The organism is Streptomyces vulcanius (genome assembly GCF_042653945.1).
Lineage (GTDB): Bacteria > Actinomycetota > Actinomycetes > Streptomycetales > Streptomycetaceae > Streptomyces > Streptomyces mangrovi.
The window spans coordinates 394,253-411,691 of sequence record NZ_JBHSFK010000005.1 but is presented as its reverse complement, the minus strand read 5'-3'; the positions used below and the strand labels follow the sequence as shown (position 1 = coordinate 411,691).

Sequence of the window (17,439 nt, the reverse complement as noted above, 5' to 3'; positions counted from 1 at the left end):
CGGTGCCTCAGCACGGCCGGTCCGTCAGGGGGGCGTGGGCGGAGGCCGTGGCCAGGGTGCGGGTCGCGTGGACCAGCAGGGTCGTCGCGGCGGCTCCGCAGATCAGGGTCGGTGGGCCGGCCGGGCCCCAGGCGGTGACGAGGGCGTCGACGGGCGCGGACAGGAACCCGCAGCCGGGAAGTCGGCCGGCGAAAACCGTGGCCGGGGCCAGCGCCTCGGCGGTACCGGCGGCTCCCAGGACGACCGCGGGGGCGTGGGTGAAGCCGTGCACGGCGAGGAGGCGGGCGAGGAAGAGGAGGAGGCCCAGGGTGAGGACGCCGGCGTGGTCGGCCGGCTCGTCCAGCGCCGCGGCGCACAGGGCGGTCAGGGCGGCGAGCGCGCATCCGAACAGGGCGAACACGCCGAGCAGCAGGGGTTGCACGGAGGAGGTGAACTCCGCCAGGCCGCGGCTGGCGTCGAGTCGGCGCCGGGCGCGTACCGCGAGGAGGCGCGCGCAGTACGCGGCGGGCGCGCAGGCCAGGGTGAGGGCGAGGAGGGGCGCGGCGGCGAACGGCCAGGGGCCGTCCGGTGTTCCGTCGGGCAGGGTGTCGGGGCCGCCGGTGACGGCGCCGCGCAGGAGGCCGTCGCCGAGGGCCGCGTAGGCGAGGAGCCAGCAGGTCCAGAAGCCGCTGCGGTACGGGCCCGGGCGGGTGCCGCCGTGCCGGGCCAGTGGCCCGCTGTGGAGTACGGCGTGCAGGGCGAAGGCCAGCGCGAGGACGCCCGTGGCGGCCACGAGGAGGCGGGTCCGTCCTTCGGTGAGACGCAGTCCGGTCAACGCCGCGGCGCACAGGGCGCCCGGGAGCAGGGTGAGCAGCGCCCGGTCCGGGCGGGGCCGGGGGGCCGGGGCGGGCACGGCGGGCGCGGGGGTGCCTGCGTCGCGGGAGGCACGGGCGTACATCTCCTCGGCCAGCGAGAAGACGTCCCGGTGCCGGAAGCGGGCGGCGGTGCGGTCGGTGACTCCGTGGGCCTCCAGACCGGCCGCGATCTCCAACGGATCGACGGCCCGCGCGCACAGGTCGCGATGACGGTGCATCAGGGTCTTCACCGGGTCCGCGGGGCCCCTGCGCGGAGCGGGGAGCCTGCGGCCCGGCCGGTCCAGTTCGCCGAGTTCGCTCATCACGCACCTTCCGTGGCGACAAGTGGGGGCGGGAGGACGGACGAGGGAACAGCTGAGGACGGAAGGACGGACGAGGGAACCGCTGACGACGGCACGACGGTCGACGGCACGACGGACGCCATGCCGTGCACCGGCGGTCCCGCCGACCAGCCCGGACCGCCCCGGGCGGTGCCCCGTACGCCCGGGCCGGTCCAGCGGCCGGGCAGCCGGGCCTCGGCCGGGACGGCGAACGGCCGGGGGTCGGCCGCGCCGTCGAGGACGGCCCGGCGGGCCGGGCAGCGGGAGACGATCTCCAGGTAAGTGCCGCGAAATGCCTCGACGTTCTGCTCCACCGTGAACAGTTCCAGGGCGCGTGCGCGGGCGGCTGCCCCCAGGCGCGCACGGCGCTCGGGGTCGCGCAGCAGCGCCCCGCACGCCTGGGCGAGCGCCCGCGGATTGCGCGGCGGTACGACCAGCCCGGTCCCGCCGACGACCTCGACCACGGCACCGACATCCGTCGACACTGTCGCCCGGCCGCAGAACATCGCCTCGACCAGGCCGACCGGGAACCCCTCGACGACGCTGGACAGGACGACCACCGCTCCCGCCGCGTACGCCTCGGCGGGGCCGGGTGCCTCCGGGCCGCCGATCTCCTCGAAGGACACGGGGTTGTCGCCGACGGCGTGCGGGCCGTCGGCCTCGTCGGGGAAGAGCTGCGCGGCCAGCATCCTGCAGTGGCCGAGGTAGGCCCCGCCCTCGGACCCGGCCGGGGCCCCCGGTGCGCCGATGATCCGCAGACGTGCCCTCGGGTGTTCCCTGCGGACCTCCGCGAAGGCGTGCAGCAGGGACACCAGGTCCTTGGCCGGTTCCACCCGTCCGACCCAGACCAGCGTGTGCGGGTCGGCGGCGTCCGGGGCGTCGCCCGTCTCGGCGAAGCGGTCGGCCGCCATGCCCGGGTAGACCGTGCGGAGCCTGGCGGGGTCGGCACCGCAGCGTTCCTGCCAGCGGCGGGCGTGCGCGTTGCCGGAAGTGACACAGGCCGCCTGCCGGTAGACCTCGGCGGCGAGCCGGCCATGGAAGGCGGCGAGCAACGCGCGGACGGCGGGAGCGGCCTCGACGTCATCGGCATCCGGCGCGCCGGAACCCGGATGGCGCCGGTTGCCGGAATGCGCCCCCGAGCCCAGGTAGTGGCTCCGCAGCCGCACCCCGTACTCCGTCACCAGCAGCGGTACGTCGAAGAAGTGCCGGGCGAGCAGCCCGGGGAGCGCCACCACCCCGCCGGAGGCGGCATGGCACAGGTCCGCCGCAGCAAGACCGTCGTCCTCGTACCAGTCGAACGACAGGGGGCGCAGAGCGCGTTCGAGGTGCGCGGCGACGGCGAGCAGCTCGGGTACCCGCGCCTCGCGCGCCATACGCAGTGCGCCGGGCGCCCGGCAGGCGCGTTCGAGGGCGCGTACGGCACTCTCCGAGCGGAGCGCCCGCACCAGTCCGCCCTCCTCGCGGGCGAGTTCGGCAAGGCCGTACAGCGCGTTGGCGAAACGGTCCGCCTGAGCGTTGGAGCCGCCTTCCGAGACGTCGGCCAGGGCCGTCACCAGCTCCCCGTAGGACTCCGTGAAGCGCCGGCGTGCACGCCGTCCGTGCGCGACCTCGGCGTCCCCCCGGTGGTGTCCGTCGCCGAGCGCGTAGACGTCGAAGTCGTGCTGCCCGAGCCCGCGCACGAGCCGGTCGCACCAGAGTCCGACGTCACCGCTCACATACGGATGACCACCCTCCGTCAGCAGTCCGATGCGCACGCACGCACCCCCGATCTCCCGTTTGGGGAGCCGCCGTTGACCCGGCGGCTCGCAGCGGGAAGAACGTATGCGGACAAGGTGGTGGTGCGACGGACGGTTGTCCGTCGCACCACCAAAAGGGGTGAACGACCGTAACTTTCCCGTGCGGGTCGCGTTCGATCGCGCTAAGAAATCACGCAGTCACGTTTCGTCAGGCTCCGGCCAGTTCCTGCCCGGCGCCCGCCAACTCGCGCCGAGCCGCCTGCCGTCGGGCCGCCACCTGCGGATCGAGGGCGGGTACGGCGGCCAGCAGTTGCCTGGTGTACGGGTCCCGCGGGGCGTCGTACACCTCGTCGGCCGGCCCCGACTCGACGATCCGGCCGCGCCGCATCACCGCGACCCGGTCGCTGACCTGGCGCACCACGGCGAGGTCGTGGGCGACGAAGGCCAGTGCGAGCCCCAGCTCCCGCTGCAACTCGCCGAGCAGGGCGACCACCTGGGCCTGCGTGGTCACATCGAGCGCGGAGACCGGCTCGTCGCACACGATGACGCGCGGGTCGGCCGCGAGCGCCCGCGCAATGCCCACGCGCTGGCGCTGACCGCCGCTGAACTCGTGCGGATACCGGTCGTAGTGCGCCCCTTCGAGCCCCACGCGCTCCAGGAGTTCGATCACACGCCCCCTGATGCGCCGCTCATCGCGTTCTCCACGCGCGCGAAGCGGGTCGGCGACGGACTCGCCCACGCTGCGGCGGGGGTTGAGGGAGGAGACCGGGTCCTGGAACACCATCTGCACATCGGGACGGACACCGCCGCCGGGCGTGACCGTCCCCGCCGTCGGCTCCAGCAGCCCGACCAGCATCCGCCCCAGCGTGGTCTTGCCGCTGCCGCTCTCGCCGACGATCCCGAGGGTCTCGCCCCGGTGGATCGTCAGAGACACGTCGTCCACGGCCGCGAACGCCCGCCTGCCGCGCCCGAACTCGCGCCGCAGCCCACGGGCCTCGAGAACGACGTCCTCCGAGGCGCCCGTGGAAGCCCGCCGCACCTCCACCCGCCGCACCTCAACCCGAGGCACCGCCGTCAGCAGCTCCCGCGTGTACTCCGCCTCCGGGGCGCCGAGCACCTCCCCGACCGGGCCGTGCTCGACGCGCCGCCCGTGCCGCATGACGAGTACCTCGTCGACGCTCTCGGCGGCCACGCCCACGTCGTGCGTGACGAGCAGCAGCCCCATCCCGGTCTCCTCGCGCAGCGTGTGCAGGAGGTCGAGGATCTGGGCCTGGACGGTCACGTCGAGCGCGGTGGTCGGCTCGTCGGCGATGAGCAATTCCGGTTCGCAGGCCAGCGCCATCGCGATGAGCGCGCGCTGGCGCATACCGCCGCTGAACTCGTGCGGCCGGGACCGGGACCGCCGTACCGCGTCCGCAATTCCCACCCTCTCCAGCACCTGCACCGCACGCGCGCGTGCCGTACGGCGTGACACACGCGTGTGCACGCGGTGCACCTCGGCGATCTGGTCGCCGATCGCGTAGTAAGGGTCGAGCGACGACAGCGGGTCCTGGAAGACCATGGCGGCCTTGGCGCCCCGCAGCCGACGCAGCGCCTCGTCGGACGCCTCCTGTACGTCCACTCCGACGACCTCGATCGAACCGCCCACCCGCGCGCCCGTGCCGCGGTGCAGCCCCAGCAGGGCCGAGGCGACCGTCGACTTGCCGGAGCCGGACTCGCCGACCAGGGCGAGGGCGCCGCCCCGCTCCAGCCGGAAGGAGAGACCGTCGACGGCGCGCAGATCGCCGAACTCGACGGAAAGGTCCGTGACCTGGACAAGACTCATGTCAGCACCACCCGTCGGTCGGCCACCGCGTACAGGACGTCCGCGACGGCGTTGGCGAGGACCACGAAGAAACCGATGACCAGGACCATCCCGACCACGACCGGCAGGTCGACCACATTGACGGCGTGGACGAGTTCCTGACCGATGCCGGGCAGTCCGAACAGCGTCTCGGTGAGCACCGCGCCGCCGACCGCCGACCCGAAGTTGTTCGCGTTCAGCGCGATGACCGGCGCGAACGCCCCGCGCAGCGCGTGCCGCCCGATGATCGACCGTTCGCCGACGCCGTACGCGCGGAAGGTGCGGATGTGGTCCTCGGCCAGGGTCTCCAGCATCGACGCGCGCGTGAGCCGGGCGAACGAGGCGGCCTCGATGAGGGCCAGCGAGAGCCAGGGCAGCAGCAGGTTCCACGCCCACTGCTCGGGATCGTCGGTGAGGTTCACGTACTGCGGGAAGGGCAACAGTTCCAGCTCGCCGCAGACGACGATCATCAGGACGAGGCCGATGACGAAGACGGGCGTGGCCGTGCCGGCGAGGGTGACTGCGGTCAGCGCGCGCTCGGTGAACCGGCCGCGCCGCCACGCGGAGAGCACCCCGGTGCCGACGCCGAGGATCAGCCACACCACCATCGCGCCGAACACCAGGGAGAGGCTCACCGGCAGCTTGGCCAGGATGAGCTGGGTGACCTGCTGGTCGCTCTGGTACGACAGCCCCAGGCAGGGCGCCGAGCAGTGCTCCACGGCCGTGCCCGTCGAGTAGTCCTGGCCGACGAGGAGCCCCTGGAGGAAGTGCCAGTACCGCACGTACAGCGGGTCGTCCAGGTGGAGTTGGAGCGCGACCTGGTGGACCTGTTCGGGCGAGCAGCGCGGGCCGCAGGTGATCTGGGCGACGTCGCCGGGGGTGACGTAGAAGACGACGTAGACGATCACCGAGATGGCGAGCAGGGTGAGGAGGGTGCCGACCGCGCGGCGCACGACGAAGCCCCCGAAGCCGCTCACGAGGCACCCCCGGCCTTGTTCTCTCCCCTGCGCCCCGTGCCGACCCGCAGCCGGGAGGCCACGCGCGGGTCCAGGGCGGTGCGGACGCCGTCGCCGAGGACGGTGAGCGCGAGGACGGTCACGAAGAGCGCTCCGGCGGGCAGCAGGAGGTACTGGGGGGCCGCCTGGTACCAGACGTCGGCGGCCGTGAGCATCTGCCCCCAGGACGGCGTGGGCGGCTTCACGCCGACGCCGAGGAAGGACAGCGCGGCTTCGACGGTGATGTTCTGCGGCACGAGCAGCGCCGCGTAGGTGATGACGGGCGCGGCGAGTCCGGGCAGCAGTTCGCGGCGGGCGACGCTCCAGGAGCCCCAGCCGCTGAGCCGGGCGGCCGCCACATGGTCGAGCTCCTTGAGGCTGAGCGTCCGGGCGCGGACGACCTTGGCGATGTTGCCCCAGGAGATCAGGCCGATGACCAGGGTGACGAGAACGGGCCGCGGGAAGCTCGTGGGGACGATCGCGAGCAGCGCCAGCGACATGATCATCAGTGGCAGGGCGACGAAGATGTCCGTGATCCGGCTCAACAGTTGATCAACCCATCGGTTGCCGAGGGCCGCCGCGATGCCCATGGTGATGCCGACGGCGACCTGGACGACCGTGGCGGCGAACGCGACCCCGAGCGAGACCCTGGCGCCGTAGGCGAGCCGGGCGAACAGGTCGCGGCCGGTCTGCGGTTCGACGCCGAGCCAGTGGTCGCCGCCGATGCCGCCGAGCGCCCCGACGGGCACGCCCCCGCGCGCGGAGTCGATCAGGGACGGGTGGTAGGTGGTCGGGTCCTGGCCCTCCAGGGCGGTGAGCAGGGGCGCGGCGAGCGCGACCAGGACGAGCAGAGCGACGACGACGGCCGCGACGAGGGCGGCGCGCTGCGCACGCAGCCGCCGCCAGAACTGACGGCCCCCCGAGGCCCCCGGCACGGATCCGCCGGGGGCCTCGGTGACGAGGAGTGTCTCGCTCACGGTGCTACTTGACCGAGACCTGCGAGGGGTCCAGGACGCCGTCCCAGTCGCTGATGACGATGTTGCGGACGTCCTTGCCGTACAGCCGCTTGTAGACCGGGTGGAACAGCGGGACGGTCAGTGCCTGTTCGCCGATCTTCTTGTCCAGTGCGCCCCATCGCTTGGCGGCGGCGTCAAGATCGGTCAACTTGTTGATCGCGTCAATGTCGGCATTGACCGACTTGTCATTGAGCAGGCCGGTGTTGAAGTTCGCGCCGTCCGTCACGATCTGCCGGCCGTCGAAGATCGGGGCGAGGAAGGGACCGCCGGAGGGCCAGTCGGCACCCCAGTGCGCGAGGAAGAAGCCGGGCTCGGTCTTCACGTCGTGGATCGTGTCGGAGTAGTCGTTCTCCTCCAGACCCTGGAGCTTGACGGTGATGCCGGCCTTCTTGAGCGCGTCCTGGATCGCGGTCGCGATCTCCGGGCTGGTCTCGAAGTCCTGGCTGTTGGAGTGGGTGAGGGTGACGGTCAGCCCGTTCGGGTGACCGGCCTCCTTCAGCAGCTCCTTGGCCTTCGCCGGATCGCCGGTCGCGCCGGCCGGGAAGAGGTCGTACGGCGCGTAGCCGAAGGACTTCTGGTTCGGCAGGAAGGTGGTCGCGGCCTCGGCGAGCGACGAGCCGCCCGCCGCGTTCACCACGGACGACCGGTCGACGGCGTACGAGACCGCCTGGCGCACCCTGATGTCGTCGAACGGCTTCACCTCGGGGTTGAAGGCGATGTAGTTCGTGTAGCCGAAGTGCCCGGTGCCGACGCGGGCGGCGAGTTCCTTGTCGCCGGTCACCTTGGCGAGCTCGGCCGGCCCGAGGTTGGTGTCCGTGGTGATGGCGGTGGCGTCCGCCCCTTGGGACGCGGACAGCCGCTGGTTGATCACGGACGAGTCCAGACCGGACCGTACGTCGATCTTGTCCGGGTAGGCCTTGCGCTCGGCGTCGGTCTTCTCCGACCAGTAGGTGTTGCGCGCCAGGGTGAGCCGCTCACCGTCGTTCTCGTTCTTGACGACCTTGTACGGCCCCGACGACACCGGGTGCTCCTCGTACTTGGTGCCGGTGTCCTTGGCCTTCGGGACGGGCGCGAACTGCGTCTGGGTGGCCAGGTAGGGGAACTCGCCCTCGGGCTTGTTCAGGTGGAAGACGATGGTGCGGCTGTCCGGGGTCTCGATGGCGTCGAGCCCCTTGGCGTCCTTGTACGGCCCCTGGTAGTCGGCCGCGCCGACCAGCCAGTCCCGCAGATAGGGGGCGCCGCCCGACAGCTCGGGCGCGAAGGACCGCTCGATGCCGTACTTGATGTCGGCGGAGGTGATCGCGGTGCCGTCCTCGTACTTGAGTCCCTCCTTGAGGGTGTACGTCCAGACGGTCGCGTCCTTGTTGGGGCGGCCGGTGTCGGTGGCGAGGTCGGGGACGACCTTCGCGCCGGCGGCGCCGTTCTCGCGGTTGCGCGTGGTGAGCGTACGGAAGACCAGGGAGGGGACCTTGCCGCCGCCGGAGGTGTAGAGGCGGGCCGGGTCGAAGTCCTGTTGCGGGTTGCGGTTGAGGATGGTCAGCGTGCCGCCCTGGTGTGGCGTGGAGTCGCTGCCGGAGGCCTTGGCATCGTTGTCTTCCGGCCCGCAGGCGGCGGCACCGGCTGCCACCACCAGGCCGACGGACGCCGCGGCCACACGGCGCGCTATGAGGGACAGTTGACGCATGGGAATGACGACCTCTCGGTTGGCAGTCTCCGTCGATGTCTCGGCATGTGAGACAAATTGACGAGGGGTGAGACGGAAGTGGACAGACGTCCGCCCCGGCGCAAGGTGTCGTCAGATCGTCGTCAGACAAAAGGAGTGACGCGCGCCTGAAGGGGCGGGCGTCAGCGACAGTGGATGTCGGCCACGCAGAGTGCGGTCACGCCGATGAGCGCCAGCTCGATGGCGGCGCTGCTGTCGACGGCATGACTAGACCACATGCGCAAAAATATGGATGACATTGCTGAGCATGTCAACGTGGCTTCCGGACGGCCCGTCAGCTCTCCGGGTACGGCCAGGGGTTGGGCAGACAGTGGATCCCGTCGTGGTCGAGGAACTTGGTCTGCTGCTGCATGACGGGCGCCAGAGCGCCGTCCGTCTCGCAGTTCACATGGTGGTACCCGAGGCGGTGGCCGACCTCGTGGTTGATCAGCATCTGCCGGTAGGCGTAGATCTTGTCGCCGTACGTCTTCGAGCCCTGGGCCCACCGGTAGGCGTTGATCATGACGCGTTCGGTGGCGGCCGAGTCGCAGGAAACGTTGTCCTCGGTGGTGTCCAGGCCGGACTCGGCGCACCAGTCCGCGGTGGTGCCGGGGCTGGCGAGGGTGATGACGAAGTCGGGCTCGCCCGAGTGGATCCGCTCGAAGGTGCGCGCGCCGTTGTGCGCCCAGCTGCGGTCGTCGTTGAGGGTCTTCTGCACGGCCTGCGCGAAGAGCGTGCCGTCGAGGTCCAGCCCCTTCTCCACGTCCACCCGGTAGGTGAACTTCTCGCCCTTGCCGGGCGCCTTGTCCACGCCGGGGACCGCGTAGAACTTCCCGGAGCCGTCGAGGTCGGCGTCGAGCTTGTACTTGGCGCCCATCTTCTGCGCGTACGTCCGCACCACCGGGGTCGGCGAGACGGAGGCGGACGGGCTCGGCGCGAGTGAGCCCACGGCGCCCGCGGGACCGCGGCCGGCCGCCGACTGCGACTCCACGCGGTCCTCGTCGCGCGTGCCGGTCATCTGGCCCGCCACCACGACCGCCAGCACGGTGGCGACCGCGGCGGCCCCGATGCCGGCGAAGGTACGGCCCTTGGCCCCCTTCGCGTCCACGGGGGCGCCGGTGGGTGGGGCGTCGTCGTCCACGGGGGCTGCCGTATGCACGTCCCCATCCTGACCGGGGACGCGGTCCGACGCGCGCGTAGACGCGAACGGCCTACCCGTGCGCGTGAACACGTCGTCGTCATCGTCGGCGTCGTGGGCGAAGGCGTCGAGGTACTCCTGGCGTGGCCCCCGGGGCCCCCGCGGCGCCGACCGCTGACGCGGTATCACCGGTCCCCCGGCGGAGCCGCCCTGACGTCCGCTCAGCTCACCCCAGCCGCCTCCGGCCTCCCGCTGCTCGGGATGGCCGCCCCGGACCCGTGGGAAGCCGTGTGCGGGCGTGCCGTCGGGGTGACGGGGGGCGCCTCGGTCCGGAGTTCCCTCCGGGAGCGCCGGGAAGCCGTGCGGGGGCGTCCCGTCGGGCACCAGGGGCGTACCGCGCCCGGATGTGTCGTCGGCGTACCCGGAGGCGCCGGAGGAGTTCTCGGGCGCTCGCTTGGCCGCCGACCCACGTCGGCTGTGACGTCCCACGTCTGCTTCAGCCCCCCGGTTTCGCGTCGGCGGTCTCGGCGAGGAGCTCCCGGAAGGCCGTGGCCACCGTCTCCGGGTACTCCATCATCGCCACGTGCCCGGCGTCCGGCAGCGTGAGCAGACGGGAGTCGCGGAAGGCACGGGCGGCGCGCTGGGCCATACGGAAGCCCACGAGCTGGTCGCGACCGCCGTAGACCAGCAGGGTCGGGGCCAGGACGCGCTCGGCCTGCCGCCACAGCCCGTGCTGGCCGCCCAGGGTGTAGGCGCTGACCAGCCCGCGCGTGGAGCGCGTCAGCGCGTCCCAGAAGTACGGCAGTTGCAGCCGCCGGTCGAACTCCTCCACCGCGTGCCGGAACTCCTCCGGGGTGACCCGCTCGGGCTCGCCGTAGCAGAGCGCCAGGACGCCGCGGACGCGCTGCTCGGCGGTCCACTCCCGGGTGAGTCTGCTGAAGAGCGCGGTGACGCCGGGCATACCGGCCAGTGCCGTGGGCACCGCGGTGCGCTGCACGCGCAGCTCCGGCAGCGCGGGCGAGACCAGCGTCAGGCTGCGGACGAGGTCGGGGCGCACGGCGGCGACCCTGGTGGAGACGGCGCCGCCCATCGAGTTGCCGAAGAGGTGCACCGGACCGCGGTCGACGGCGTCGAGATAGCGGATCACGGCACGCGCGTGTGCCGTGAGGGAGTAGTTGCCGTCGTCCGGCGGCGGGGAGTCGCCGAAGCCGGGCAGGTCGAGGGCCTCACCGGCCACGTCCCCCTCCAGCAGCGCCATCAGCGCGGACCAGTTCTGCGAGGAACCGCCGAGGCCGTGGACGTACAGCGCCGGCTCGAGGTTCCCGCGCGTGGGCGGCCTGGAACGGACGGTGAGGGTGACGCCCGGCAGGCCGACCGTCCGCAGCCGTTCGCCCTCGGCGACTCTGACGGAGACCGTCTTCGGCAGCACACTGGTCGGCGGCACGGAGGGCAGCTCGGTCGACGACATGCGGGCAATGTTACGAGACGATCACGCGCGATCTTGTGTGTTCGCCGTCACAGGTACATCTCGGAGGCACACCGCATGGCGTCCGAAACAGGTGTCTCCTAGGCTCGTATCGAGGGCACCCGCTTGCAGGAGTTGGTTCGTAGGAAGGGAGCCCACCATGGCAGTCGACCCCACCGACCCCGAGACGTTCGAGGAGGACGACGACTTCGGGGAGATCGATGTCGAGGCGCCACAGGACGACGCCGCCGAGCAGTACACGGACGTCACCCGGGAGCGGGACGTCCCCCTGGAGGACGTGGACCCCGCGCGGGCGAACGAGGCGGATCTGGCCGAACAGGCGCGCGTCGTCTCCCTCGACGAGGACGACTACCGCTGACGTCGGGGCGATGCGCCGGACAGAAGCGGGCGCGAGTCTGCCCGGACCGCCCCACTTCAAAACCTTCTGTACGGCTTTTGTGATCGTCCGGTTCGTGAAATTCTGCGCTCGCACCGCGCGCCACAGGGTTACTGAAAAGTACGATGGGCCGCGCGGCGCTCACCGCATGTGGACGACTTTGGGAGGCGGCGTGACAGCCATCGAGCAGACAGAGGCGGCGCGCCCGCGAGGGACGCGCCTGCCGCGCCGTGCCCGACGGAACCAGCTGCTGGGCGCCGCCCAGGAAGTCTTCGTCGCGCAGGGCTACCACGCGGCCGCCATGGACGACATCGCCGAGCGGGCGGGCGTCAGCAAGCCCGTGCTCTACCAGCACTTCCCGGGCAAGCTGGACCTCTATCTCGCCCTGCTGGACCAGCACTGCGAGTCGCTGATCCAGGCCGTGCGGGGCGCGCTCGCCTCCACGACCGACAACAAGCAGCGCGTACGGGCGACCATGGACGCCTATTTCGCGTACGTCGAGGACGACGGCGGCGCCTTCCGCCTGGTCTTCGAGTCCGACCTGACGAACGAGCCCGCGGTGCGGGAGCGCGTCGACAAGGTCACCAACGAGTGCGCCGAGGCGATCTGCGACGTCATCGCCGAGGACACCGGTCTCTCGCGTGCCGAGTCGATGCTGCTCGCCTCCGGGCTCGGCGGACTCGCCCAGGTCGTGGCCCGCTCCTGGCTGCACAGCGACCGCAGCGTCCCGCGCGACCAGGCGGTGCAGCTGCTGGCCTCGCTGGCCTGGCGGGGCATCGCCGGTTTCCCGCTGCACGGGACCGAACAGCACTGACCCGCACGCGCGTCGCCCGTTTGTTCCCGTCCGCTGTTCGCTGACGGCGTGGACCACCGCGCCGTACACGTCCCCTCACCGGGCTAATGTGTGCAGCGAACGGCGCGGACGCCCGCGCACTACCTGACCGTCGGAGGGACATAGCCGTGGAGGTCAAGATCGGCGTGCAGCACGCGCCCCGCGAGATCGTTCTGGAGAGCGGTCAGACTCCCGAGGAGGTCGAGCGCGTGGTGGCCGAGGCACTGGCCGGCAAGACGCAGCTGCTCAGCCTCGTGGACCAGCACGGCCGCAAGGTCCTGGTTCCGGCCGACCGCCTCGCCTACGTCGAGCTGGGCGAGCCGGCCCCGCGCAAGGTGGGCTTCGGCGCACTGTAGGCAACGCATCGCGTGAAGCGTGAAGGGGGCTCGGTGGCTGCGCAGCCACCGAGCCCCCTTCACGTCTGTCAGGCATTCCGCGGGCTCCACGGACGGCGCACAAGTCGTCCACACGGAAGGATTGCATTCCGCAGGTCACGGGTATGACGGGCTACGACCTTGGTGCACAGCCCCACCGTCCGGGAGGGACCCTCACATGATCTTGGAAGCGCTCGGCTCCGCTGTGCTAGGTCTCGCCCTCGCGTGGGCGGCGCTGGCCCGCCTCTCGCACCGTCTGCCGCTGCGCGCCCTCGTCGTGGCGACGGGCGTCGCCGGAGCCCTGTTCGGTGACTTCGTCACCCACAGCGCGCTGGGCCCCGGCAGCGTCCCGGTGAGCCTGGTCGGAGCGGCCGTCGTCTCCGTCGCGTCCCTCTCCCTGCTGCTGCGCCCGGCCGGCCACTTCCGCGGACGGTCGGCACCGGCCCAGGTGTAGGGCACGCGCGCGGCGGCACGTACCGGAGCCCGCGCGGTCGACACTGAGGCCTCCGCATCCCCGGCACCGCAAACGCGCAGGCACCTGCGCTTCGCTCGGCGACCGGCACCCGCGCAGGCCGCGCAGGCCGCGAGGGTCTACGCGGCCAGCCCCAAGGCCGCCATCCGCTTGGTGTGGGCCTCCGTGATCCGGGAGAACATCCGGCCGACCTCGGCGAGGTCGAAGCCGTCGGCGACACCGCCCACGAGCATCGTCGACAGCGCGTCCCGGTCCGCGACCACCCGCTGGGACTGCGACAGCGCCTCGCCCATCAGCCGCCGCGCCCACAGCGCGAGTCGTCCGCCCACCCGCGGTTCGGCGTCGATCGCGGCCCGCACCCGGTCCACGGCGAAGCCCGCGTGTCCGGTGTCGTCGAGCACCGCGAGCACCAGGGCACGGGTGTCGTTGTCGAGGCGCACCGCGACCTCGCGGTAGAAGTCGCTGGCGATCGAGTCGCCGACATACGCCTTGACCAGGCCCTCCAGCCAGTCCGAGGGCGCCGTCTGCTTGTGGAATCCGTCGAGGGCGGCCACGAACGGTTCCATCGCCAGCGTCGGCTGCTCGCCGATCTCCGTGAGCCGGTCGCGCAGCCGCTCGAAGTGGTGGAACTCGGCCGACGCCATCTTCGCCAGCTCCGCCTTGTCCTCCAGGGTCGGCGCCAGCTTGGCGTCCTCCGCGAGCCGCTCGAACGCCGCCAGCTCGCCGTACGCGAGCGCCCCGAGCAGGTCCACGACCGCGGCCCGGTACTGCGGCTCTGCGGACGCCTGCGCCCAGTCCTGAGCGGCGATGCCGGTGGGGGCTGTCTCCTCGGCCTTCCCGGCGTTCCCGGTCTTCCCCGCGTTTTCGGCGGGCTCGGGGGACCCGGAAGACTCGGCGGACGGGTTGTCAGGCTTGTCAGAGGTCGTCATGAAGCGCACAATAGCCCGCTCACCGCGGGGTGGAAGTCCCTGGTCAATCAGTGTGACAACGTCGACGCACGGGACCGTCCCCGGCACTGTGACAACCACAACGTGACCGAATCGGCCATCGCATGTGCGTGTTTCCGGGGTATGGTAGTAATGCGCCTGCCGAATATTCGACGGGCCGCACGTATGAGGATGCCCGGTCGGTGGCCCGATCGGCTCCGACCCGACAGCCCTCCCTGGCCGTACGGCACATTGCGTACGACGACAAGAGGGACACCCTCAGCGGTACGAGCGCTAGAGCGTCGGTAGAGGTCCCGTGTCAAACGGCTTGCCGCTCACGGCTCGCCCGTATGGCAGCCGACGTCCCCGGCACGGTCCGTCAAAGACCCCCGCGCTCGCCTCGCACCGCGTACACAGAAGAGGCAGCACCCTGACTACGTTCCGAGACCTCGGGATCCTTCCCGAGACCGCTGAGGCCCTTGAGGCCGTCGGCATCATCACTCCCTTCCCCATCCAGGAGATGACGCTCCCCGTGGCCCTTTCGGGCACGGACGTCATCGGCCAGGCCAAGACGGGCACCGGCAAGACGCTCGGCTTCGGCCTCCCGCTCCTCGAGCGCGTGACCGTCCCCGCCGACGTCGAGGCCGGCCGCGCCAAGCCCGAGGCCCTCACCGACGCCCCGCAGGCGCTCGTCGTCGTCCCCACGCGCGAGCTGTGCACCCAGGTCACCAACGACCTCCTGACCGCCGGCAAGGTGCGCAACGTACGCGTTCTCGCCATCTACGGCGGCCGGGCCTACGAGCCCCAGGTCGAGGCCCTCCGCAAGGGCGTCGACGTCGTCGTCGGCACCCCGGGCCGACTGCTCGACCTCGCGGGCCAGAAGAAGCTCGACCTCAAGCACATCAGGTCCCTCGTCCTCGACGAGGCCGACGAGATGCTCGACCTGGGCTTCCTGCCCGACGTCGAGAAGATCATCAACATGCTTCCGGCGAAGCGCCAGACCATGCTGTTCTCGGCGACCATGCCGGGCGCGGTCATCGGTCTCGCGCGCCGCTACATGTCGCAGCCCACGCACATCAACGCCACGTCGCCGGACGACGTGGACAGGACCGTCGCGAACACCAAGCAGCACGTGTTCCGCGCGCACAACATGGACAAGCCCGAGCTGGTCGCGCGCATCCTCCAGGCCGAGGGCCGCGGCCTGGTCATGGTGTTCTGCCGTACCAAGCGCACGGCTGCCGACCTGGCCGACCAGCTCCAGCAGCGCGGCTTCGCCTCCGGCGCGGTCCACGGCGACCTCGGCCAGGGCGCCCGCGAGCAGGCGCTGCGCGCCTTCCGCAACGGCAAGGTGGACGTCCTCGTCTGCACCGACGTCGCCGCCCGTGGCATCGACGTCGAGGGCGTCACCCACGTCATCAACTACCAGACGCCCGAGGACGAGAAGACGTACCTGCACCGCATCGGCCGTACGGGCCGCGCGGGCGCCAAGGGCATCGCGGTCACCCTCGTCGACTGGGACGACATCCCGCGCTGGCAGCTCATCAACAAGGCGCTGAACCTTTCGTTCAACGATCCGCCGGAGACGTACTCCACCTCCCCGCACCTCTTCGAGGAGCTGAGCATCCCCGCGGGCACCAAGGGTGTGCTGCCGCGCTCGGAGCGCACCCGCGCCGGGCTCGGCGCGGAGGTGCTCGAGGACCTCGGCGAGCCGGGCGGCCGTGGTGCGCGCGGCGGTCGTGGCGGCGGCCGGGGCGAGCCCCGCTCCGCCGACCGTGCCGCCGAGCAGGAGCGCCCGTCCCGCACTCCGCGCCGCCGCCGTCGCACCCGCAACGGCAGCCCGCTCGACGGAACGCCGGAACAGTCCGCTTTCACGGCTCCTACGGCTCCCGCGGTTCCCACGACCGAGTCGGCGCCCATGGCCGAGGAGGCCGCCGCGCCGTCCCGCACCCCGCGCCGCCGACGCCGTACACGTAACGGAGCGGGCGCCGAGCCGGTCGCTGCGACGACCGTCCCCACCACCGCCCCCGAGGCAGCGGTGGCGGCCGTGACGACGGCGGAGGGCCCGGCCCTGGACGTCCCCGTGGCGCCCGAGGCCCCCGAGACGCCGGCGAGGCCGCGCCGCCGCCGCACCCGTAGGACGGCGGAGGCCGTGGAGGTCCTGGCGGCCGCTCCGGTCGCCGAGGCCGTCGCGGTCACCGAAGTCGCCGCCGAGGCCGTCGCGGACACGGCGGAGGCCGTGGAGAGCAAGCCGCGCCGCCGCACCCGCAAGACCGCGGAGACCGCGCCCGCCGTGGAGACCCCGGTCGCGGAGACCGTCGCCGAGGCCGCACCGCGCCGCCGCACCCGCAAGGCAGCGGCTCCCGCCGAAGCCGCCGTCGAAGCCGTCGAAGCCGTCGAAGCCGTCGAAGCCGTCGAAGCCGTCGACACGGTCGAGGCAACCGCAACCGCCGAGCCCGCACCGCGCCGCCGAACCCGCAAGGCAGCCGCCCCCGCCGAAGCCGCCGTCGAAGCCGTCGACACGGTCGAGGCCACGGCAGCCGTGGAGGCCGCGCCCAAGGCGCGCCGCACTCGGAAGACGGCCGCCGCCGCCCCGGTCGAGGCTCCCGAGGCCGAGGTCAAGCCGCGCCGCACCCGCAAGACCGCGGCAGCGGCCCCGGCCGAGGTCGCCCTCGACACCGTCGAGGCCACCGAGGCCAAGCCCCGCCGGACCCGGAAGGCGGCCGCGACGACGGCGACCGCAGCCGTCGCTGCCGGCATCCCGGCCCAGGCCACGCAGGAGCCGGAGGCCAAGCCGCGCCGTACGCGCAAGACGGCGGCTGCGGCCGAGGCAGCGGTCGACACGGCGGAAGCCACGGAGGCCAAGCCGCGCCGCACCCGCAAGACCGCCGCTGCGGTAGCGGCAACCGCGACCGCCGAAGCCCCCGAAGCCGAGGTCAAGCCCCGCCGGACCCGCAAGACCACGGCTGCGGCCGAGGCTGCCGTCGACACGGCGGAAGCCACGGAGGCCAAGCTGCGCCGCACCCGCAAGACCGCCGCAGCGGTAACGGCAACCGCGACCGCCGAAGCCCCCGAAGCCGAGGTCAAGCCCCGCCGGACCCGCAAGACCGCCGCCGCCGTGATCCCCGCTCAGGTCACGCCGGAGGCGGACACCGACGTGGCGGTCAAGCCGCGCCGGACCCGCAAGACCGCCGCAGCGGTAACGGCAACCGCCGAGGCCCCGGAGGCCGAGGCGAAGCCGAGGGCGCGGCGGACGCGCAAGGCGACGGCCGCCGCGGAGCCTGCCGAAGGCTGACAGACCGGCACCGCGTCCGACGGCCCGGTTCCTCCCCCGTGGAGGAGCCGGGCCGTCGGTCTGCGTTTCGGACCGCG

The 17,439-nt window shown here is 72.3% G+C and carries 15 protein-coding genes; 5 read left to right on the top strand and 10 right to left on the bottom strand.

What is annotated here, in order from left to right; all coding sequences use genetic code 11:
• Positions 1–7: 7 nt before the first annotated feature.
• From ACFPIH_RS10925 to ACFPIH_RS10885, 9 genes are all read right to left on the bottom strand, one after another.
• Positions 8–1,156 (bottom strand): hypothetical protein, encoded by a 1,149-nt coding sequence (locus ACFPIH_RS10925; RefSeq protein ID WP_381164959.1) that lies wholly within the window; start codon positions 1,154–1,156, stop codon positions 8–10.
• Complete coding sequence (locus tag ACFPIH_RS10920) at positions 1,156–2,928, bottom strand: DUF3492 domain-containing protein (RefSeq protein ID WP_381164962.1); 1,773 nt, start codon at positions 2,926–2,928, stop codon at positions 1,156–1,158. The genes ACFPIH_RS10925 and ACFPIH_RS10920 overlap by 1 nt, the downstream gene beginning before the upstream one ends.
• A gap of 190 nt (positions 2,929–3,118) precedes the next feature.
• Entirely contained in the window at positions 3,119–4,735 is a 1,617-nt protein-coding gene (locus ACFPIH_RS10915) for a dipeptide ABC transporter ATP-binding protein (RefSeq protein ID WP_381164965.1), read from the bottom strand.
• Positions 4,732–5,730, bottom strand: a complete 999-nt coding sequence (locus ACFPIH_RS10910) for an ABC transporter permease (protein ID WP_381164968.1) — start codon at positions 5,728–5,730, stop codon at positions 4,732–4,734. The genes ACFPIH_RS10915 and ACFPIH_RS10910 overlap by 4 nt, the downstream gene beginning before the upstream one ends.
• A complete protein-coding gene (locus ACFPIH_RS10905) occupies positions 5,727–6,725 on the bottom strand; it encodes an ABC transporter permease (RefSeq protein ID WP_381164971.1) in 999 nt (332 codons plus the stop codon). The genes ACFPIH_RS10910 and ACFPIH_RS10905 overlap by 4 nt, the downstream gene beginning before the upstream one ends.
• Before the next feature lie 4 nt (positions 6,726–6,729).
• Complete coding sequence (locus ACFPIH_RS10900) at positions 6,730–8,448, bottom strand: ABC transporter substrate-binding protein (RefSeq protein ID WP_381164974.1); 1,719 nt, start codon at positions 8,446–8,448, stop codon at positions 6,730–6,732.
• A 161-nt stretch (positions 8,449–8,609) separates the two neighbouring features.
• Positions 8,610–8,705, bottom strand: coding sequence for an Ms4533A family Cys-rich leader peptide (locus ACFPIH_RS10895; RefSeq protein ID WP_338058722.1), 96 nt, complete (start codon positions 8,703–8,705; stop codon positions 8,610–8,612).
• A 56-nt stretch (positions 8,706–8,761) separates the two neighbouring features.
• Positions 8,762–10,093: a DUF3152 domain-containing protein gene (locus ACFPIH_RS10890; RefSeq protein WP_381164978.1), complete on the bottom strand. Its 1,332-nt coding sequence runs from the start codon at positions 10,091–10,093 to the stop codon at positions 8,762–8,764.
• Positions 10,094–10,100: 7 nt separating this feature from the next.
• The gene (locus ACFPIH_RS10885; RefSeq protein WP_381164981.1) at positions 10,101–11,072 is read right to left on the bottom strand and encodes an alpha/beta fold hydrolase; all 972 of its coding nucleotides are present in this window, start codon (positions 11,070–11,072) and stop codon (positions 10,101–10,103) included.
• 157 nt (positions 11,073–11,229) lie between these two features.
• Between ACFPIH_RS10885 and ACFPIH_RS10880 the strand changes: the two genes are divergently transcribed.
• The 4 genes from ACFPIH_RS10880 to ACFPIH_RS10865 all read left to right on the top strand — a co-directional run bounded on the left by ACFPIH_RS10880 (position 11,230) and on the right by ACFPIH_RS10865 (position 13,126).
• Complete coding sequence (locus tag ACFPIH_RS10880; RefSeq protein ID WP_381164984.1) at positions 11,230–11,448, top strand: hypothetical protein; 219 nt, start codon at positions 11,230–11,232, stop codon at positions 11,446–11,448.
• Between the two features lie 190 nt (positions 11,449–11,638).
• Positions 11,639–12,280, top strand: a complete 642-nt coding sequence (locus ACFPIH_RS10875) for a TetR/AcrR family transcriptional regulator (RefSeq protein WP_381164986.1) — start codon at positions 11,639–11,641, stop codon at positions 12,278–12,280.
• 146 nt (positions 12,281–12,426) lie between these two features.
• Entirely contained in the window at positions 12,427–12,654 is a 228-nt protein-coding gene (locus ACFPIH_RS10870; RefSeq protein ID WP_381164988.1) for a DUF3107 domain-containing protein, read from the top strand.
• Positions 12,655–12,850: 196 nt separating this feature from the next.
• Complete coding sequence (locus ACFPIH_RS10865) at positions 12,851–13,126, top strand: hypothetical protein (protein ID WP_381164991.1); 276 nt, start codon at positions 12,851–12,853, stop codon at positions 13,124–13,126.
• Between the two features lie 137 nt (positions 13,127–13,263).
• Here the strand turns inward: ACFPIH_RS10865 and ACFPIH_RS10860 are convergent, their stop codons facing one another.
• Complete coding sequence (locus tag ACFPIH_RS10860; RefSeq protein ID WP_381164994.1) at positions 13,264–14,073, bottom strand: ferritin-like fold-containing protein; 810 nt, start codon at positions 14,071–14,073, stop codon at positions 13,264–13,266.
• 517 nt (positions 14,074–14,590) lie between these two features.
• Between ACFPIH_RS10860 and ACFPIH_RS10855 the strand changes: the two genes are divergently transcribed.
• Entirely contained in the window at positions 14,591–17,362 is a 2,772-nt protein-coding gene (locus ACFPIH_RS10855) for a DEAD/DEAH box helicase (protein ID WP_381164997.1), read from the top strand.
• Positions 17,363–17,439: the final 77 nt, after the last annotated feature.